General features: G+C 76.1%; 12 protein-coding genes. 6 read left to right on the top strand and 6 right to left on the bottom strand.

All coding sequences use genetic code 11. The features are described from left to right. Positions 1-9: 9 nt before the first annotated feature. Both BMZ16_RS08490 and BMZ16_RS08485 read right to left on the bottom strand, forming a co-directional pair. Positions 10-1,722 carry a SulP family inorganic anion transporter gene (locus tag BMZ16_RS08490; RefSeq protein ID WP_089799398.1) on the bottom strand — a complete coding sequence of 571 codons (1,713 nt, stop codon included), beginning with the start codon at positions 1,720-1,722 and terminating at the stop codon, positions 10-12. 1 nt (position 1,723) lies between these two features. Then, positions 1,724-2,143: an ArsR/SmtB family transcription factor gene (locus tag BMZ16_RS08485; protein ID WP_218143338.1), complete on the bottom strand. Its 420-nt coding sequence runs from the start codon at positions 2,141-2,143 to the stop codon at positions 1,724-1,726. Between the two features lie 263 nt (positions 2,144-2,406). Here BMZ16_RS08485 and BMZ16_RS08480 point away from each other — a divergent pair, with 263 nt between their 5' ends. Genes BMZ16_RS08480 through dnaE form a run of 3 tightly spaced genes read left to right on the top strand, consistent with a single transcriptional unit; the run spans position 2,407 to position 8,514 of the window. Beyond that, positions 2,407-3,339 (top strand): hypothetical protein, encoded by a 933-nt coding sequence (locus BMZ16_RS08480; RefSeq protein ID WP_089799396.1) that lies wholly within the window; start codon positions 2,407-2,409, stop codon positions 3,337-3,339. After that, positions 3,336-5,036, top strand: coding sequence for a DNA polymerase Y family protein (locus BMZ16_RS08475; RefSeq protein WP_089799394.1), 1,701 nt, complete (start codon positions 3,336-3,338; stop codon positions 5,034-5,036). Before BMZ16_RS08480 ends, BMZ16_RS08475 begins: the two co-directional genes overlap by 4 nt. Next, the gene (gene dnaE, locus BMZ16_RS08470) at positions 5,029-8,514 is read left to right on the top strand and encodes a DNA polymerase III subunit alpha (protein ID WP_089799392.1); all 3,486 of its coding nucleotides are present in this window, start codon (positions 5,029-5,031) and stop codon (positions 8,512-8,514) included. Before BMZ16_RS08475 ends, dnaE begins: the two co-directional genes overlap by 8 nt. On the opposite strand, the gene BMZ16_RS08465 is transcribed toward dnaE, so the two are convergent. The 4 genes from BMZ16_RS08465 to BMZ16_RS08450 form a co-directional block, all read right to left on the bottom strand. Continuing rightward, positions 8,465-9,013, bottom strand: coding sequence for a hypothetical protein (locus BMZ16_RS08465; RefSeq protein WP_143082780.1), 549 nt, complete (start codon positions 9,011-9,013; stop codon positions 8,465-8,467). The genes dnaE and BMZ16_RS08465 overlap by 50 nt on opposite strands. Positions 9,014-9,400: 387 nt before the next feature. Beyond that, positions 9,401-9,964, bottom strand: a complete 564-nt coding sequence (locus BMZ16_RS08460) for a GNAT family N-acetyltransferase (RefSeq protein ID WP_089799388.1) — start codon at positions 9,962-9,964, stop codon at positions 9,401-9,403. Positions 9,965-10,094: 130 nt separating this feature from the next. Beyond that, positions 10,095-11,165 carry a Fic family protein gene (locus BMZ16_RS08455; RefSeq protein WP_255366457.1) on the bottom strand — a complete coding sequence of 357 codons (1,071 nt, stop codon included), beginning with the start codon at positions 11,163-11,165 and terminating at the stop codon, positions 10,095-10,097. An 87-nt stretch (positions 11,166-11,252) separates the two neighbouring features. Continuing rightward, complete coding sequence (locus tag BMZ16_RS08450; protein WP_218143337.1) at positions 11,253-11,825, bottom strand: maleylpyruvate isomerase N-terminal domain-containing protein; 573 nt, start codon at positions 11,823-11,825, stop codon at positions 11,253-11,255. Positions 11,826-11,982: 157 nt separating this feature from the next. Between BMZ16_RS08450 and BMZ16_RS08445 the strand changes: the two genes are divergently transcribed. Genes BMZ16_RS08445 through BMZ16_RS08435 form a run of 3 tightly spaced genes read left to right on the top strand, consistent with a single transcriptional unit; the run spans position 11,983 to position 16,985 of the window. Beyond that, the gene (locus BMZ16_RS08445) at positions 11,983-14,061 is read left to right on the top strand and encodes a hypothetical protein (RefSeq protein WP_089799384.1); all 2,079 of its coding nucleotides are present in this window, start codon (positions 11,983-11,985) and stop codon (positions 14,059-14,061) included. Between the two features lie 37 nt (positions 14,062-14,098). Then, positions 14,099-16,444 carry a phage tail sheath family protein gene (locus BMZ16_RS08440; RefSeq protein WP_089799382.1) on the top strand — a complete coding sequence of 782 codons (2,346 nt, stop codon included), beginning with the start codon at positions 14,099-14,101 and terminating at the stop codon, positions 16,442-16,444. A 10-nt stretch (positions 16,445-16,454) separates the two neighbouring features. After that, positions 16,455-16,985 (top strand): phage tail protein, encoded by a 531-nt coding sequence (locus tag BMZ16_RS08435; RefSeq protein WP_089799380.1) that lies wholly within the window; start codon positions 16,455-16,457, stop codon positions 16,983-16,985. The last annotated feature ends 14 nt before the right edge of the window (positions 16,986-16,999 follow it).

Below are 16,999 nucleotides of genomic sequence, written 5' to 3'. Positions count from 1 at the left end.
CGCCGGGGGTCAGCCCATCGTGCTGGTGCCCAGGGTCCGGCGCACGTGCGCGCGGGCGTGCGCGAGGGCGTCGTCGAGGTGGTCGAACAGGTGCCGCTCGTCGGCGAGCGCGTCGACGACGCCGAGGCTCTCCGCGAGCCGCCGGTGCTCGGGCCGCAGGCCCTTGAGCAGGACGACGATGCCGCGCCGTCGCAGGTCGTCGACGATCTCGACGAGCGCGTTGGCGCCGCTCGCGTCGAGCACGCGCACGTTGCCCAGCCGCAGCACGACGACGCGCACGTCGCTGACCAGCGCGAGCTCGTCGAGGAACCGGCGCACGTCGGCGAAGAACAGCGCGCCGTCGATGCGGTAGACCGCGATGTGCTCGTGCAGCAGGGTGCGCTCCGCGTCCGCGGTGAGGCGCTCCTGCGACTCCTCGGCCTCGTCCGGCAGCGGCTCGCGGTGCAGGCCGCTGCTGCGGGCGATCGCGCGCAGCGCGAGCACGGCGGCCACCGCGACGCCCACCTCGACGGCCATGACCAGGTCGAACACGACGGTCACCACGAGCGTCACGCAGAACACGAGCGCACCGGAGCGCCCGGACCGGCAGATCGCCCGCGCGGTCGGCAGGTCGACCATGCGGGCGGCGGTGACGAGCAGCACGCCGGCCAGCGCGGACAGCGGGATGCGCCCGACCAGGGGCCCGGCGAGGTAGATGATCGCGGCCAGCACGAGGGCGTGCGTGAGGGCGGCGACCCGGGTGCGCCCGCCGGCGCGGACGTTGACGGCGGTGCGGGCGATCGCGCCGGTCGCGGGCAGCCCGCCGAACAGGCCCGACGCGACGTTGGCCAGGCCCTGGCCGACCAGCTCGCGGTTGGGGCGGGTGCGCTCGATGTCGTCGGCCATGCCGTCGGCGACGCGCGCCGAGAGCAGCGACTCCAGCGCCGCGAGCGCCGCCACGGCCAGGGCGGCGGAGAACAGCGCACTCGTGGTGGCCACGTCGACGACCGGCAGGTGCGGGCCGGGCAGGGTGTCGGGCAGGACGCCGATGCGGTCGACGTCGAGCCGCGCGACCTCGGCGACGAGCGTGGCGAGCACGACGGCCACCAGGGAGGCGGGCAGACCCCTGTGCAGCCGGGGCAGCACGACCATGACGGCCACCACGAGGGCGACGAGGACGAGCGGCACGACGGCCTGCGACCAGTCGGTGGCGCCCAGGGTGCGCAGCGCGACGAGGCCGGCGTTCTCACCCTCCGCGCGCGGCGTGTCCAGCGCGAGCGGCACCTGCTGCAGCGCGATGACGACACCGATGCCGCAGGTGAACCCCTCGACGACGGGCCAGGGGATGTACGCGACGAGGCGGCCGATCCCCAGGACGCCGGCCAGCAGCACGATCCCGCCGGCCATGATCGCGACGACGGGCACGGCCTCGGCGCCGTGGCGGGCGACCACGGGCAGCAGGACGACCGCCATGGCGCCGGTCGGCCCGCTGACCTGCAGGTGCGACCCGCCGAACGCGGCGGCCACGGCACCGGCGACCACCGCGGTGACGAGCCCGGCGGCCGCGCCGAGCCCGGAGGAGACGCCGAACCCGAGGGCGAGCGGCAGCGCGACGATCGCGACGGTGAGCCCGGCGAGCAGGTCGTGCCGCCACGAGCGCGGCAGGTCGGCGTAGTCGGTGCGGCGCGGGGCGAGGGCGAGCAGGCGTCGCCGGGCGGTCGGTAGGAAGGTGTCGAGGCTCATGTCAGGCCTCGGCGTCGGAGTCGGTGGTGGGGGAGGCGGGTGCGGGGGCGCTGGGCGAGGGTGCCGGGCGTCCGGGTGCGTCGGACGTCGCGTCGAGCCGGTCCCGGTGGCGCGTGGCCGCGTCGACGAGGACGTCACGGGCGGCCGTGAGCATGTCGGCGACGGCGGGCAGCGCGAGCGCGTAGTGCACGGCGTTGCCGGTGCGGTGCGCGGTGACGACACCGGCCCGTCGGAGCACGGCCAGGTGCTGGGACAGGTGCGAGGCCTCGAGGCCGAGCTCGGTGAGCAGCTCGCTGACCTGCCGGTCGCGCACGACGAGGAGCTCCAGGGTGCGGACCCGCACCGGGTGGGCGAGGGCCTTGAAGAGGTCGGCCTTCACGTCCGCGAGCGGGCGGTCGACGCCGAGGGCGTGCAGGGGCACGACGACTCCGGATGACGATGTGATGAAACCATCAAATGGTAGCGGACCCTGCGCGCCGAGCCCGCCGCGCCCGGACGGGTGAACGGCGGGGAGGGGGCCCGCGCGGCGTCACGGCGGAGCGCGGGAGGCGGTTTGACACCCCCTCGGTGTCGGCGTCTACTGGCATGATCGAACACGTGTTCGACCGCGTGTCGAACGCGGGTGGGTCCGAGTACCCACCGGGGACGGACCGGTGGTGCACGAGTGGCGAGGCGGGGAGTGGCGTGACGGGGACGAGCACCGTGGAGCGGGCCGCGCGGGCGCGCGCGGCGCTCGCGGCTGCCGAGCGCCGTACCGGCGCGCGCTCCGTGCTGACGGGCACGTCAGCCGCGGGCTCGTCGGGTGCGGGTGCCGCGGGCTCGGGTGCGTCGACGGTGCGGGCCGCGACGGGGGCCGTGTCGTTCGGCGGGACGGGCGTGCTCGGGACGCTCGACGTCCTGGAGGACGCGCGTCCCGTCGGGTCCGCCCCCGCCGCCCCGCCGTCCGACGTCCCACCCCCGTCGTCCGTCGCGTCCCGGCGCACGTCCCTGCTCACCAGCGAGCGTCCGCCGCTGCCCGTGCCGCCGCCGCTGGCCGAGCTGCTGCCCGACGGTCTGCGGCGCGGCGCGACGACCTCGGTGCTCGGGTCCACGTCGCTGGCGCTCGGCGTCCTCGCGCACGCGTGCGCGTCGGGGGCGTGGGCGGTGGCCGTCGGGCAGCCGCGGCTCGGCCTGCTGGCGGCCGCGCAGGCGGGGGTCGACCTCGCGCGGTTCGCGCTCGTCCCCGACCCGGGGGCCGACGCCGCCCTCGTGCTGGCCGCGCTGGTCGACGGGATCGACGTCGTGCTCGTCGGCCCCGGCACCCCGCTCGCGGACGCGGACCGGCGCCGCCTGTCCGCCCGGGCGCGCGAGCGCGGCGCGGCGCTGCTGACGACCGTCCCGTGGCCCGGCGCCGCCGTCGTGCTCGACGCCGGGCCGGTCCGCTGGTCGGGGGTCGGCGACGGGGACGGGCGGCTGCGCACGTGCGAGGTGCAGGTGCGGCGCACCGGCCGCGGCAGCGCCGCCGTCCCGACGTCGGCCGACGTCGTGCTGCCGTTCGCCCCGCCCGGTGGGCACGTGCCGCCAGGCCCCGAGCGCCGCCGTCCCCGGACGGCCGGCGGGTTGCGGCTGGTCGGATGAGCACGCGGACGACGGTCGTGTGGGTGCCCGACTGGCCCGTGGTCGCGGCGATGGCCGCCGACGAGGTCCCCCTCGACGTGCCGGCCGCGGTGCACGACGGGCGCCGGGTCACCGCCGTGTCGGCGCTCGCCCGCGCCGACGGCGTGCGGCGGGGGATGCGACGACGCCAGGCGCAGGGCGTGAGTCCCGAGCTGGTGCTGCTGCCCGCGGACGACGCGCGTGACGTGCGGCTGTTCGAGCCCGTCGCGGCGGCCACGGAGACCGTCGTCGCGGGGGTCGAGGTCGCCCGGCCAGGTCTGCTCCTGCTGCCCGCCGGTGGGGCGTCGCGGTACCACGGGTCGGAGGAGGCGCTCGCGGAGCGGATCGTCGACGCGGTCGCCCGCGCGACGGGGCACGAGTGCGGCGTCGGGACGGCCGACGGGCTGCTCGCCGCCGTGCTGGCCGCGCGCACCGGGGCCGTCGTCGAGCCCGGGGTGTCGGCGGTGTTCCTCGCGCCGCACGGCGTCACCGAGCTCGTGCACGCGACCACCACGCCCGAGCAGGCCGCCGAGGTGATGCGGCTGGTCGACCTGCTGCACCGCCTCGGCCTGCGCACGCTCGGCGCGTTCGCGGCACTGCCCGCGCCGGACGTGCACGCGCGGTTCGGGCGCCTCGGCACGTGGGCGCGCACGCTCGCGCGCGGTCTGGACGAGCGGCCGCCCGCGCGGCGTCGCCCCGAGGCGGACCTCGAGGTGAGCGTCGACCTCGACCCGCCGGTCGACCGCGTCGACACCGCGACGTTCGCCGGGCGGCGCCTGGCCGAGGAGCTGCACGCCGACCTCGTCGCGCGGTCCGTGACGTGCGGGCGGCTGCAGGTCGCGGCGCGCACCGACGACGGCACCGAGCTGGTCCGCACGTGGCGCACCGACCTGGGCGGGTGGGGTGCGCTCGCGGCCGCCCGCATCACCGACCGGATCCGCTGGCAGCTCGACGGGTGGCTCACCGCGTCGGCGCTCGCGACGGCCCGGGACCGGCGGCGCGAGGCGTGGGAGCAGGAGCGGGGCGTCGGGCGGTCGGCCCGGGTGGACGTACGGGCGCCCGGCGACGAGGACGACCTCGCCCCCGTCGCGCTGGTCCGGCTGACCCTCACGGCGCTCGACGTCGCGCCCGCGGGTGCCGAGGCGACGCAGCTGTGGGGCGGCCCGTCGGGCGGCGACCTGCGCGCGCACCGGGCGCTGGAGCGGGCGCAGAGCATCGTCGGTGGGCAGGGCGTCCTCACCGTGGCCCTGCAGGGCGGGCGGGACGTGCGCGACCAGGTGCACGTGCGGCCCTGGGGCGAGCAGAGCGACCCGCCGCGCCCGCTCGACCGACCCTGGCCGGGCAGGCTGCCGGACCCGGCGCCGGCGACCGTGCTGGTCGACCCCGTGCGTGTCGAGGTGCGGGACGTCGACGGCGCACCCGTGCGGATCGACCGGCGCGGGCGGCTGAGCGGGCGGCCCGGCACCGTGCGTGCCGCGTGGTCCGACGTCGACGGCGGCGACCGGGTGCGGGTCGTCGTCGGGTGGGCCGGGCCGTGGCTGCTGTCCGACCGCTGGTGGGCGCACCCCGGCGCCGCGCCCCAGGTCCGGGGTCACCTGCAGGTCGCGTTCGACGACGGGGGAGCCGTGCTGCTCACGCACACCGACGGGGTCTGGACCTGCGAGGCGGACTATGACTGAGCGCCACGTCCGGGGGCGGGTCGTGCACGAGGCCCGCGCGGACCGGCCGCCGCGGTACGCCGAGCTGCACGCGCACTCGGCCTTCAGCTTCCTCGACGGTGCCAGCCAGCCCGAGGAGCTGGCCGCCGAGGCCGCTCGGCTGGGGCAGAGCGCGCTGGCGCTCACCGACCACGACGGCCTGTACGGCGTGGTGCGGTTCGCGCAGGCCGCACGCGCCGTGGGGCTGCCCACGGTGTTCGGTGCCGAGCTGCACCTGCCCGCCCCCGACCCCCGCCGGCACCCGCGCGAGAAGCGCCCGACGCCGGGGCCGCCCGTGCTCGACGCGCCCACCGGTGTCCCCGACCCGCGCGCGAGCCACCTGCTGGTCCTCGCCCGCGGGCCCGACGGGTACCGGGCGCTGTCGCGCGCGATCGCCGAGGGGCACCTGCGCACGGGCCGCAAGGGCGCCGCGGAGTACCACCTGGAGGAGCTGGCGCAGGCGGCGGCCGGGCAGTGGCTCGTGCTGACGGGGTGCCGCAAGGGGGCGGTGCGGCGCGCGCTCGCGGGCGGTGACCCGTCGGGCGTGCTCGGGGTGGCACCCGGTGGGCCGGAGGCCGCGCGTCGCGAGCTCGACCGGCTCGTCGCGCTGTTCGGACGCGACAACGTGGCGGTCGAGACGACGGTGCACGGCGACGCGTACGACACCGACCGCGCCGACGCGCTCGCCGCCCTGGCGAGCGAGGCGCACCTGCCGCTGGTCGCGACCGGCAACGTCCACTACGCCACCGAGCGCGACGCGGACCTGGCGCAGGCGCTGGCGGCCGTGCGCGCGCGGTCCTCCCTCGACGACCTCGACGGGTGGCTGCCCGGTGCGCCCGTCGCCCACCTGCGGTCGGCGGCCGAGATGCTCCACCTGCACCGTCGGCACCCCAGCGCGGTGGCCACGGCCGCGGACCTGGCTGCCGAGTGCGCGTTCGACCTGTCGCTCGTCGCCCCGCGCCTGCCGCCGTACCCCGTGCCGGACGGGCACACCGAGGCGACGTGGCTGCGCGAGCTCGTGCGCCGCGGCGCGCTCGACCTGTACGGGCCGCCGGAGGCCGAGCGGGTGCCCGGCGCGTACGCGCAGCTGCAGCACGAGCTGCGCGTCATCGAGGACCTCGGGTTCTGCGGGTACTTCCTCGTGGTCTACGAGCTGGTCGACTTCTGCCGCCGCAACGGGATCATGGCGCAGGGGCGCGGCTCGGCGGCCAACTCCGCGGTCTGCTTCGTGCTGCGCGTCACCGCCGTCGACCCCGTGAAGCACGGGTTGCTGTTCGAGCGGTTCCTCGCCCCGGAGCGCGACGGCCCGCCGGACATCGACGTCGACATCGAGTCCGCGCGGCGTGAGGAGGTCATCCAGCACGTCTACGCCATGCACGGGCGCACGCACGCCGCGCAGGTCGCCAACGTCATCTCCTACCGGCCGCGCTCGGCGGTACGCGACGCGGCCCGGGCGCTGGGGTACGACGCAGGGCAGCAGGACGCGTGGAGCTCGTCGATCGAGCGGTGGGGGAGCCTGCGCGGGCAGGAGAAGCCCAGCCCGTGGTGGCACCTGACGCGCTCCGGGCCGGTGGCACCGGAGACGCCGGGGCGTCCGACCGTCGACAACCACGACGTCGTCCCGGCGCACCTGCCGCCGGCCGCGGCGGACACCGAGGACATCCCCGAGCACGTCATCGACCTGGCCGAGCGGTTCCTGCGCCTGCCGCGGCACCTGGGCATCCACTCCGGCGGCATGGTGATGTGCGACCGGCCCGTCATCGAGGTGTGCCCCGTGGAGTGGGCGCGCATGGAGGGGCGCACCGTCCTGCAGTGGGACAAGGAGGACTGCGCCGACGCCGGGCTGGTGAAGTTCGACCTGCTGGGCCTGGGCATGCTCACGGCGCTGCGGCTGGCGTTCACCGAGGTGCAGAAGCACGAGGGCGTCACGCTGGACCTGCACGGGCTGCCGCACGAGGACCCGGCGGTGTACGAGCTGCTGTCCGCCGCGGACACCGTGGGTGTGTTCCAGGTGGAGTCGCGTGCGCAGATGGGGACGCTGCCACGCCTGCGGCCGCAGAAGTTCTACGACATCGTCGTCGAGGTCGCGCTCATCCGGCCCGGGCCCATCCAGGGCGGGTCCGTGCACCCGTACATCGAGCGCGCCCAGGGCCGGCAGAAGGTCACGTACCTGCACCCGACGCTGGAGAAGTCGCTGAGCAAGACCCTCGGTGTGCCGCTGTTCCAGGAGCAGCTCATGCAGATGGCCATCGACGTGGCGGACTTCACGCCCGCCGAGGCGGACCAGCTGCGCCGCGCCATGGGGTCGAAGCGCTCGATGGAGCGCATGGAGGCCATGCGGGCGCGGCTCATGGACGGCATGGCCGCCAAGGGCATCGGGCCGAAGGTCCGCGAGGAGATCTTCGACAAGCTCAAGGCGTTCGCGGACTTCGGCTTCCCCGAGTCGCACGCGTACTCGTTCGCGTTCCTCGTCTACGCCAGCTCGTGGCTCAAGGTGCACCACCCCGCCGCGTTCTACGCCGGGCTGCTCGCGGCGCAGCCCATGGGGTTCTACTCACCGCAGTCCCTGGCAGCGGACGCGCGCCGCCACGGCATCGAGGTGCTGCGCCCCGACGTGCAGGCGTCCGACGTGCTGGCCGTCGTCGAGCGGGTGGGCCCGACGCCGCCCGGTGGTGAGCCGCGCCTGGTGCCGCAGCCCAGCGGCACCGGTCCGACCCGACCCGTGGGGGTGCGCACCGGGGAGGGGTCGGTGCGCGCGCTCGCGGTGCGGCAGGGGCTGACGCAGGTGCGGACCGTCGGGGAGGACGTTGCGCGTGCCCTCGTCGACGAGCGCGCCGCGCATGGTCCGTTCACCGACCTGCAGGACCTGGTACGCCGGGTGCGTCTGACGACCCCGCAGCTCGAGGCCCTTGCGACGGCGGGTGCCCTGGACTCGCTGGGCGTGGACCGGCGCGCCGGGCTGTGGGCGGCCGGTGCGCTCGCGCAGGAGGGGCCGGACACGCTGCCGGGCGTCGCCGTCGGGGTGAAGGCGCCGACCCTGCCGGGGTTGTCGGACGTCGAGGTCGCGACCGCCGACGTGTGGGCCACGGGGGTGTCCGTCGACTCCTACCCGACCCAGTTCGTCCGCGAGGGCCTCGACGCCGCCGGGGTGCTGCGCGTCGAGCAGGCGTTCCGCACCGAGGAGGGCCGCCGCATCGCCGTCGCCGGTGTCGTCACCCACCGGCAGCGCCCGGGCACGGCCGGGGGAGTGACCTTCCTGTCCCTGGAGGACGAGACCGGGCTGCTCAACATCGTGTGCTCCGCCGGGCTGTGGCAGAGGTTCCGGCGGACGGCCAGGACGGCGAAGGCGATGGTCGTGCGGGGGCGGCTGGAGAAGGCGGACGGGGCGACGAACCTCGTCGCCGAGCACCTCAGCCCGTTGTCGTTGAAGGTGCGCAGCAGGTCGCGGGACTTCCAGTGAGGCGGTGCCGCGTCACGGGCCCGCCGTGCCCGCCTCCTGTGCGGGGGGTGTCGGGTCTGGTCGCGGGCTCCAGGGCCACCGACGAGCAGAGGTCGTCGTCGACGCACAGCACACTCTCCCCGCACTCCTCGTCGGTGTACGTCACGCCGACCTCCCACCGACCGGGCGGCAGGTCGACCGGCACCACCTCGCGTGGCAACTCCGGAGCGAGCGTCACGCTCACCACCTGCACCCAGGCGTCGTCGTTCGACGAGGAGCCCACCGGACGCCGGTAGACCGTGTACTCCTTGTGCGCCTCGAGCAGCCACGGGAGCTCGGTCCAGGTGAGACCCGTGCCGCGGTCGTCGGCCACAGCCGACACGTCGATGAACGGCCACGGCATGTGCGCGCAGAGATCCTCCGGCGTCATCTCGTGGTCCGCCACGTCCGCGCACGCCGCGAGGCAGGCGACGACGAGCACGACGACCCCGCCGGGCGCCCACCACCTCCCAGGAGCCACGTGCGGACGATAGCGCCGGGGCCGGTCCGGGGACTGCCGGTCTGGGGCGGCGTCATCCGGACGGCTGAGCCCGGGGCGAGCGTCACCAAGCACGCGGGACAGGCGTCCGACGAGATGGCGACACGGCGACGTGCCTTCATGGTGGTCGGCGTTCGCCGTCTTCCTGCACCTCGTCGTAGGAACAACAGGGTCCGCGTTGGCGGTGACGGCTGTGCCTCTCGGGGTTCGTGTTCCCGACCGGCCGACCTACCCGACAGCCTGCTGCCGACGCGCAAGCCTGCGACATCTCCTGCCGGACGAACGATCGCACCGAGCTCATCCGCGAGGGGCGGCTCGGAGTGCGGCCGTGCCCGCGCCACCTGTGCGATCGCCCGCCGAACGTGCACGTCATCGCGCTGTACCGCCGACGACCGATGGTCGGATCGCGGAGTACAGCAGCATGTCCACCCGTCGCCCGCCGATCTCCTGCCTGCTGCGCAGCAGCCCTTCGCGTTCGTAGCCGGCGTTCTCGGCGGTGCGGGTGGATGCCACGTTCCACGGCTCGATGGAGAGCTCGATGCGGTGCAGCTCAGGGATGGTCCACGCGAACGCGGTGAGCGCTGTCAGAGCACGCGCCGCGACGCCTCGGCCGCGTTCGGTCGGTGCGACGCCGTACCCCGCGGTCGCACGTCCGTGGGCGAGGTCGGCGAGCCACAACCCGGCCTGCCCGAGGGCGCGGTCGTCGGTGGCGTCCGCGATGCAGAACGAGTACCCCGAGCCTGAGACCAGGCGGTCGTGCTGCCGGCCGATCCACTGCCCGGCCTGCTCGGTCGTGGCATCGGCGACCAAGGTGCCGGTCAGGGGCGTGTACGGGTCCGTCGAGAGGTTCTGGACCATCCCGACGTCGCGGGGCTCGAACGCCCGCAGGCGGACACCGTCGAACGTCGGCGCGGTCGTCGGCAGCACGAGCATGCGGACAGTGTCGGGGGAGCGCTGAGCCGCGTCCACGGAGCGCGGTCCTCGTGACGTTCGCGCTAGGGGTCCCTCGGCTCTGAGACCAGGTGATCGTGCGCGTGCACCACCACCAGGGGTGCCGCTCGCACTACCGGTCGCGCACCACGCTCCACGTCGCGCTGCGGCCCACACCGTCCACCTCGACCAGTCCCTCGCTCCTCAGCTCGCCGAGGACCAGCCGGATCGTCTGGTCGGACACCCCGGGCAGCGCGGCGCGGGCGTCGCTGATGCGGAACGAGCGTCCCGCGTGCTGCAGCACGTAGGTGCGGACGCGCTCCTGCTTGCTCCGGCCGCTGCGGGCGGTGGCGACGAGGGACGAGAGCTCCTCGGAGCACTCGGCCAGCGCACGGACCAGGGAGCGCAGCCACGGCCACGGGTCGTGCCGGCCGTCCTGCCAGTCCGCGGTCGAGTCGAGCAGCGCGGTGGCGTGCGCCTCGGCGGACCGGGCGATCGCCGCGTCGAGCGACACGTACCGCGCGACGTCGTACCCGGCGTCGTGCAGGAGGCCGGGCGTCAGGGCGCGCGCGAGCCGGCCGTTGGCGGTGGTGAAGGGGCGGATCGCCATGAGGTCGAGCACGAACAGGCCCGTCAGCAGCACGGGGTGGTGGCGGCCGGTGGCGAGTGCGCCGCGGTACCGGGCGATCAGCTCGTCCAGGTGGTGCGGGACGTCGGCCACCGCGACCGGCGTGAAGCGCTTGACCCGCGCGGCGCGGGGGTCGCGGTCCAGGACCACGCTCTCGACCCGCCGGAGCCGTCCGCCCGGCGTCGGCGTGTGAGCGAGCAGCAGCCGGTGGACCTCCAGGACGAGGTCCACGTCCAGGGCTCCCCGGCCCTCACCGGCGACGTGGTCGAACGCGTCGCGGCACCCCGCGAGCTCCTGCTCCTCGCGTCCGTGCAGCCGGTCGACGTCGCCCGCGATGACGGCCGGAGCGCGTCGGCGGCTGACGACGACCCCGTCGAGGGCGGCCGACGACTCGATGCTCGCGGGGCGTGCGCGGTCGGCCAGGCTCGACAGGAGACCGGGCAGGACGTCCGGCAGCAGCCCCGCGGAGCCGCGGACCGCGTCCACGGCACGGAGGTTCGTGACGACGTCGAACGGGACGGACCCGATCAGTTCGTCGAGGTCGTGGAACGACTTCACGCTGTCACCGGTCTCCACCAATCGATCTAAGAATGCTGCTGCTTGGTGAGTTTAGAGGGTCCTTAGGGGTTTGCTGGTCCAGCAACGGAACCGTGGCACGCGTCGTCACAGCACCCGCAGCGCGTCGTGCCCGTCGCGCTCCCGCCGGGCCAGCGCGTGCAGCACCTCCGCGTCCCCGCGCCGGTTCCGGGCCGCACCGACGAGCACGTCGACGGCCGCGGTCAGCGTCGTGCCGGGCGTGCGGACGTCGCTGCTCACGCTCAGCGCGAGGTCCTCCGTGTGCACGGCGAGCTCGACGCACCGTGTCCGCAGGTACTCGTCCAGCAGCAGGGTGTGGCCCTGGTGCCGCACGGTCATGAGCCGGTCGGCCGGCTCCTGCGCGAGTCGCACCCGCAGGCGCTCCCGCGCGGCCCCGACCTCGGCAGCGAGCGCCTCGGGGCCCTGCGCGGCGGTCTCGGCGCTGCGCTGCCGTACGCCGGTGTTGAGTGCGGGCGCCGGCTCCGAGGCTCCCGCGAGGTCGCCGTAGTAGCCCTCCGCCGTGACGGGCCGCAGTGTGCCCCCGGGGACGTGACTGCGTGCGAGTCGCCGGCGGGGTCGACGACGACGGACGCCGCCCCCGCAGGCCACGCGCGGCTCACCGCCGACCCGCCCGTCGCCCATCGCAGGGTGAAGTCGCACGCCGGTGTATCTGCCCCTCCGGCGCCCTGCTCCTCACCGTGGGACGAACCGCGTACGTGCCGCGGACCCTGCGCCACCGCGCGGGACGCGCACGCGGCGCGGTCGAGGGGGACCGCTGCACCTGAGGGTCGGTGCCCGGACGGGGGGAGAGGCCGCGGTGACTGCTGACGTCGTCGACGCGCTGCTGTGGCGGGCACGGGCCGTGCTGCGGCTCGACGGCGCCCCCCTCCTCGCGGGTCACGGCCTGGCCGACGCGCTCTACCGCCCGCCACGGCTGCCGTACGCGTCGGTCCTGGGCCCGTTGTCGTACACGGTGGAGCCCGAGCGCGACGTGACGCGCCAGGTGTCGCTGACGGTGCGGCTGCCCGGGTTCCTGGCGGGCGCGCCCCTCGACGGCGCCGCGACGGTGCCGCCGCCCGGGACGCTGGACCTGCTGGTCGACGCCGACGTGCGCGTCACGGTCGACCTGGACCACGGCGCCGACGGGGGGCAGCCGCTCACCGACGCGCGTGGCCGGGCCGTCGCGGACCGCGCGCAGCAGGCGTGGGCCGCCGCGCTGGCCGCCCCGGTCACCACCCTCGACGGCACGCCCGTGACCGCGCAGCGGCTCGCCGAGCTCGCGCGGGTCACGCTGCGCTGGGACGGTGCCGCACGACGGTTCGTCGTGGCCTCCGGGCGGCGCGGGCCGGCATCGGCCTCGTCCGACACGGCGTCGCCCGACGCGACCTCGTCCGACACTGCCTCGTCCGTCCGGCTCGCGGCCACGACGCCGCACGCCGCAGCGCTGGGGCTCGGGGACGGGGCGATCACGCCCCCCGGCCGGCTCGCGCGCCACCAGGTGCCGGCACCCGTCGCGATGGCGTTCGACGTGCGGGTCGACCTGTGGGCGGGCAGCCAGCGCCACCTCGCGGCCCTCGTCGAGGCGTGGGCGCGCGTCACCCCGACGCGGTGCCAGATGCTGCTGCGTCCCGGGTTGCCGGCGTCCGACGTGCCCGACGGTGCGCGCGAGGTGCGGCTGCAGGCCCGGGGCGAGCCCGCGACGCGGTGGACGCGGCTGCAGCTGGAGGGGCCGGACCTGACCGACCGGCGCACGGGGCACCCCGTCGCGCCGGCCGGGGGTGCCGCGGCGGGCGCCGACGGCCTTCGCCTGCCGGGCGGCGGCACGGCGACCGCCGCGTTCCTGCCGCGTCCCGCCGTGCCCGACCCGATGCGTCCCGCGCACCCGGCGCCCGCCGGCTGGTCCCTCGCGGCCGACCTGTCCGCCACCGGTGCCGACGGTGACACCCGCACGCTCGCCACGCTGCGCCGCGGTGCCGACCCGGTGCTCGAGGTCACGCTCGCGTGGGTGGACGTGCCCGCCGGCAACGGCGTGCCCGCGGGCCTGCAGGTGCGCGTCACGGTCGCGGCGCGCGCCGGCGACGGCACCGACCTGCCGCCCGCGACCACGCAGGTACCGGCGGCGGTGCTCGCCGGCGGTGCCCGCGTGCACGCGCTCGTCGACGCGACCGCGGGCCGCACCGGCGCGTGGGTCGACGACACCGGCACGCTCGGGGCCCCCGTCGGGCCCGTGCCACCCGCCGGCGGGGACGACATGGAGCTCGTCCTGGGCGGGGACGCCGGCCCGCAGCTGCTGGTCGAGCAGGTGCACGTCGTCTCACGCCCGCTGGGCCCGCTCGACCACCGCACGCGGGCGTCGTCCGCGCCCGCCGGCCGGTGGCGCCCCGGCGACCCGGTCACCCTGGTGCGCAGCGACGACGGGGCGACCCCGCGCGGCACGCCGTTCACGGCGGTCGTCGTCGCCGTCGACGGTGACGTCCTCACGCTCGACCGCACGGTCGTCGGCACGTGGCCGCGCCACGACACGCTCGTCGGGACGCGCGTCGTGTTCTCCCGGCAGACCGCGGTGCGGCGCCGCGACGACCTCGCCGCGAACCTCGCGCGGATCAGCCTCGAGCACACCGTCTCGGCGTTCGTCGAGCCGGAGGGCACGAGCGCCGGCGCCCGCTTGGTCGAACGCGTCGACGCCCAGCTGCTCGACATGCCGCTGCAGCCCACCCCCGACGAGCAGCCCGCCGGCGTGCCGACGGGCGACGCACCACCTCCACCCGCTCGCAGCGGTCAGGGCAGCCCTGACGTCCGCGTCGAGCTCGTCCCTGCGCGCGCGCTGCGCAGCACCGTGACCACCACCCCGCCCGCCGCCGACACCGTCACGGGCGCGTCCGACGAGCAGGGCTGACCCGGGGCGACCGCCCCGGGCCCGCTGAGGAGGAACGATGGCTGAACGACTCACCCCGGGCGTCTACGTCGAGGAGATCTCGAGCGGGATCAAGCCCATCCAGGCGACGGGTACCTCGAGCGCCGGGTTCATCGGGGAGGCCGCACGCGGCGTCCCGGGCGTCGCGACCTTCGTGCGAGGGTTCGCCGACTTCGAGCGCGCGTTCGGCGGCCACCGCCGCGGGCCCGCGGGGCACCTCGCGCAGGCCGTCGACGCCTTCTTCGCCGCCGGGGGCGCGCGCGCGTTCGTCGTGCGTGTGCTCCCCGACGACGCGCTGATCGGCCGCGGCCGGGACGTGCTCGCAGTCACCGACGACGTGTGGGGCCTGGACCGGCCCGTGCTGCGGCTGACGGCCCGCGGGCCCGGCGCGTGGGCCGACGACGTGCGCGTGCACGTCGAACCGTCCCGCGCGTTCCCCGGACGCGCCTTCGGGATCGCCGTCGAGTGGGTGGAGGGCGGCCGCGGCCGCGTCGTCGAGCGGTTCGAGAACCTCGTGCTCGACCCCGAGTCGCCCGACTACGTCGTCGACGTGGTCGGCGACTCCTCGCGGTACCTGCACGCCACGGACCTGCACCGCACCGAGTTCCTCGACGCGGACCCCCGGCCCCTGCCGCCGCTGCCGGACCGCGGTGCGCGCCTCGTCACGCGCGGGGCCGCGGGGTACACCGTGCCGGTCGACGCGACGGTCGACCTGCGCTGGGCCGGCCCGGACGGGGTCGGTGCCACGACGAGCGTCAGCTTCGCCGCGGCGCGCGTGCAGGCTGCGGGCGGCACCCTGGCCGCCGACGGCCGCACCGTGACCCTGACCCGCGCCCAGCTCGTGGCGCTGCTCGCCGCCGTGCCCGGCACCACGCTGGTCGCGGCGGAGGTCGACGACACGGTCACCGTGACCGCACCCGTCGCCACCCGCGCGTACCTCGTGGTGCCGCCGCCCGACGGCAGCGACACGTTCGACCTGGGCCCCACGGACGAGCTGGTGCTGACCCTCGCGGCGGGCGACGGCAGCGGCCCGCGCACCGTGACCCTCGACACGACCGGCGCGGCCGCCACGACACCCGCGGCGCTCGCCGACCTGCTCACGGCGGCGGTCGCGGCGGCCGACCTCGACGACGACGTGCAGGTGCACGCCGCCGGGCGGCTGCTCGTCGTGCGCACCACGGCGCCCGACACCGACGGTGCGACGCTCACGCTCGTCCCCGACGCCGGGACCCCGTTCGGTGACGTGCTGACGCGCGACGGGGCCGGCGGGGCGGTCGTCGACGACCTCGGTGCGGTGACGGTCGTCGCGGCCGAGACCGTCCGACCCGGCGTCCCCCCGGCCCTGTCCGTGCTGTTCGACCAGGTGCGGGACTGGGGGCTGCGCGAGTCCTCGCCGCTGGACCCCGACCTGCTCCCGGCCCCCACCGGTGACACGCCGCTGCGGCTGCCCGGAGGCACGGACGGCACGACCGACGTCGACGCCGTGGACCTCGCGGGCCGGGAGGACGCGAACGGGCGCACGGGGCTGCGGGCGTTCGACGACGTCGACATCCAGCTGCTGGCCGTGCCGGGCCGCACCACGCCGGACTTCCTGGCGGCGGCGATCGCGTACGCCGACCGGCGCGGCGTGTTCTACGTCGCCGACGGCCCCGGCAGCGACGACCGGCAGTTCGCGATCGACACGTCGGACGTCGTGCGGTTCGTCGACGGGCTGCCCACACGGTCGGACAACCTCGCCATGTTCTACCCGTGGCTCGAGGTGGCGGACCCCGTGGGGGTCGGCCGCGCACCCCGCAGGTTCGTCCCGCCGTCGGGGCACGTGGTCGGGGTGTTCGCACGCACGGACCGCGCGCGGGGGGTCTGGAAGGCCCCCGCCGGGATCGAGGCGACGCTGCCCGGCGCGCTGGACCTGCAGCACCGCCTGCTGGACGCCGACCAGGACCTGCTCAACCCGATCGGGCTCAGCTGCATCCGGCAGCGCCCGGGGACGGGCATCGTCAGCTGGGGCGCGCGCACGCTCTCGTCGGACCCGGAGTGGCGGTACACGAACGTGCGCCGCACCGCGCTGTTCCTCATGGCCTCGCTGCGCCGCGGCCTGCAGTGGGCGGTGTTCGAGCCCAACGACGTGCAGCTGTGGAGCCGGATCCGCGGCAACGTCGAGTCGTTCATGCTCAGCCTGCACCGCCAGGGCGCGTTCCAGGGCGCGACCCCCGAGGAGGCGTTCGCGGTCAAGTGCGACACCGAGACCAACCCGCAGGAGCTGATCGACCAGGGCATCGTCACGGTCCAGGTCGCGTTCGCGCCCCTCAAGCCCTCGGAGTTCGTGGTCGTGCAGCTCAGCCAGAAGACGCTGCTGGCGGCGTGAGGGACCCGCCATGACCGTCGCCCGGCCCCGCAACCCGCTGCGCACCTACGCGTTCCGCGTGCGCCTCGACCTCGCGAGCGAGGCGGTCGTGGGCGTGCGGCGCGTGTCGGGGCTGTCGACGACCGTGCAGGCGCACGAGACCTGGAGCGGCGGCAACGCGCTGCACCGCTACGCGTCGCCCGACCGCGCCACGTGGGAGCCGATCACGCTCGAGCAGGGCCTCGCGCTGGACGACTCGCTCGAGCGCTGGGCGCAGGCGTGCCTGCACTACCTGACGACGGGCGACGCGCCCGCCGACGTCCCGGTCAAGCGTGACGTCGTCATCGAGGTGTGGGACCCGCACCTGTCCGGCGGCGACCTGTTCAGCGAGCCGACGGGCACGGCACCCGTGCCGCGGCGGCGCGACTACCTGGTGGTCAACGCCTGGGTCAGCAAGCTCCAGGCGCTGCCCGCACTCGACGCGATGTCGAACGAGGTCGGCCTGCTCACGGTCGAGCTCACGCACGACGGCTGGCGGCCCATGCCGCCCGCCGAGGCATGAGAGACGAGGGAGCC

This window comes from Cellulomonas sp. KH9, assembly GCF_900114185.1.
Lineage (GTDB): Bacteria > Actinomycetota > Actinomycetes > Actinomycetales > Cellulomonadaceae > Cellulomonas.
This window is presented reverse-complemented; position numbering and strand designations above follow the sequence as displayed.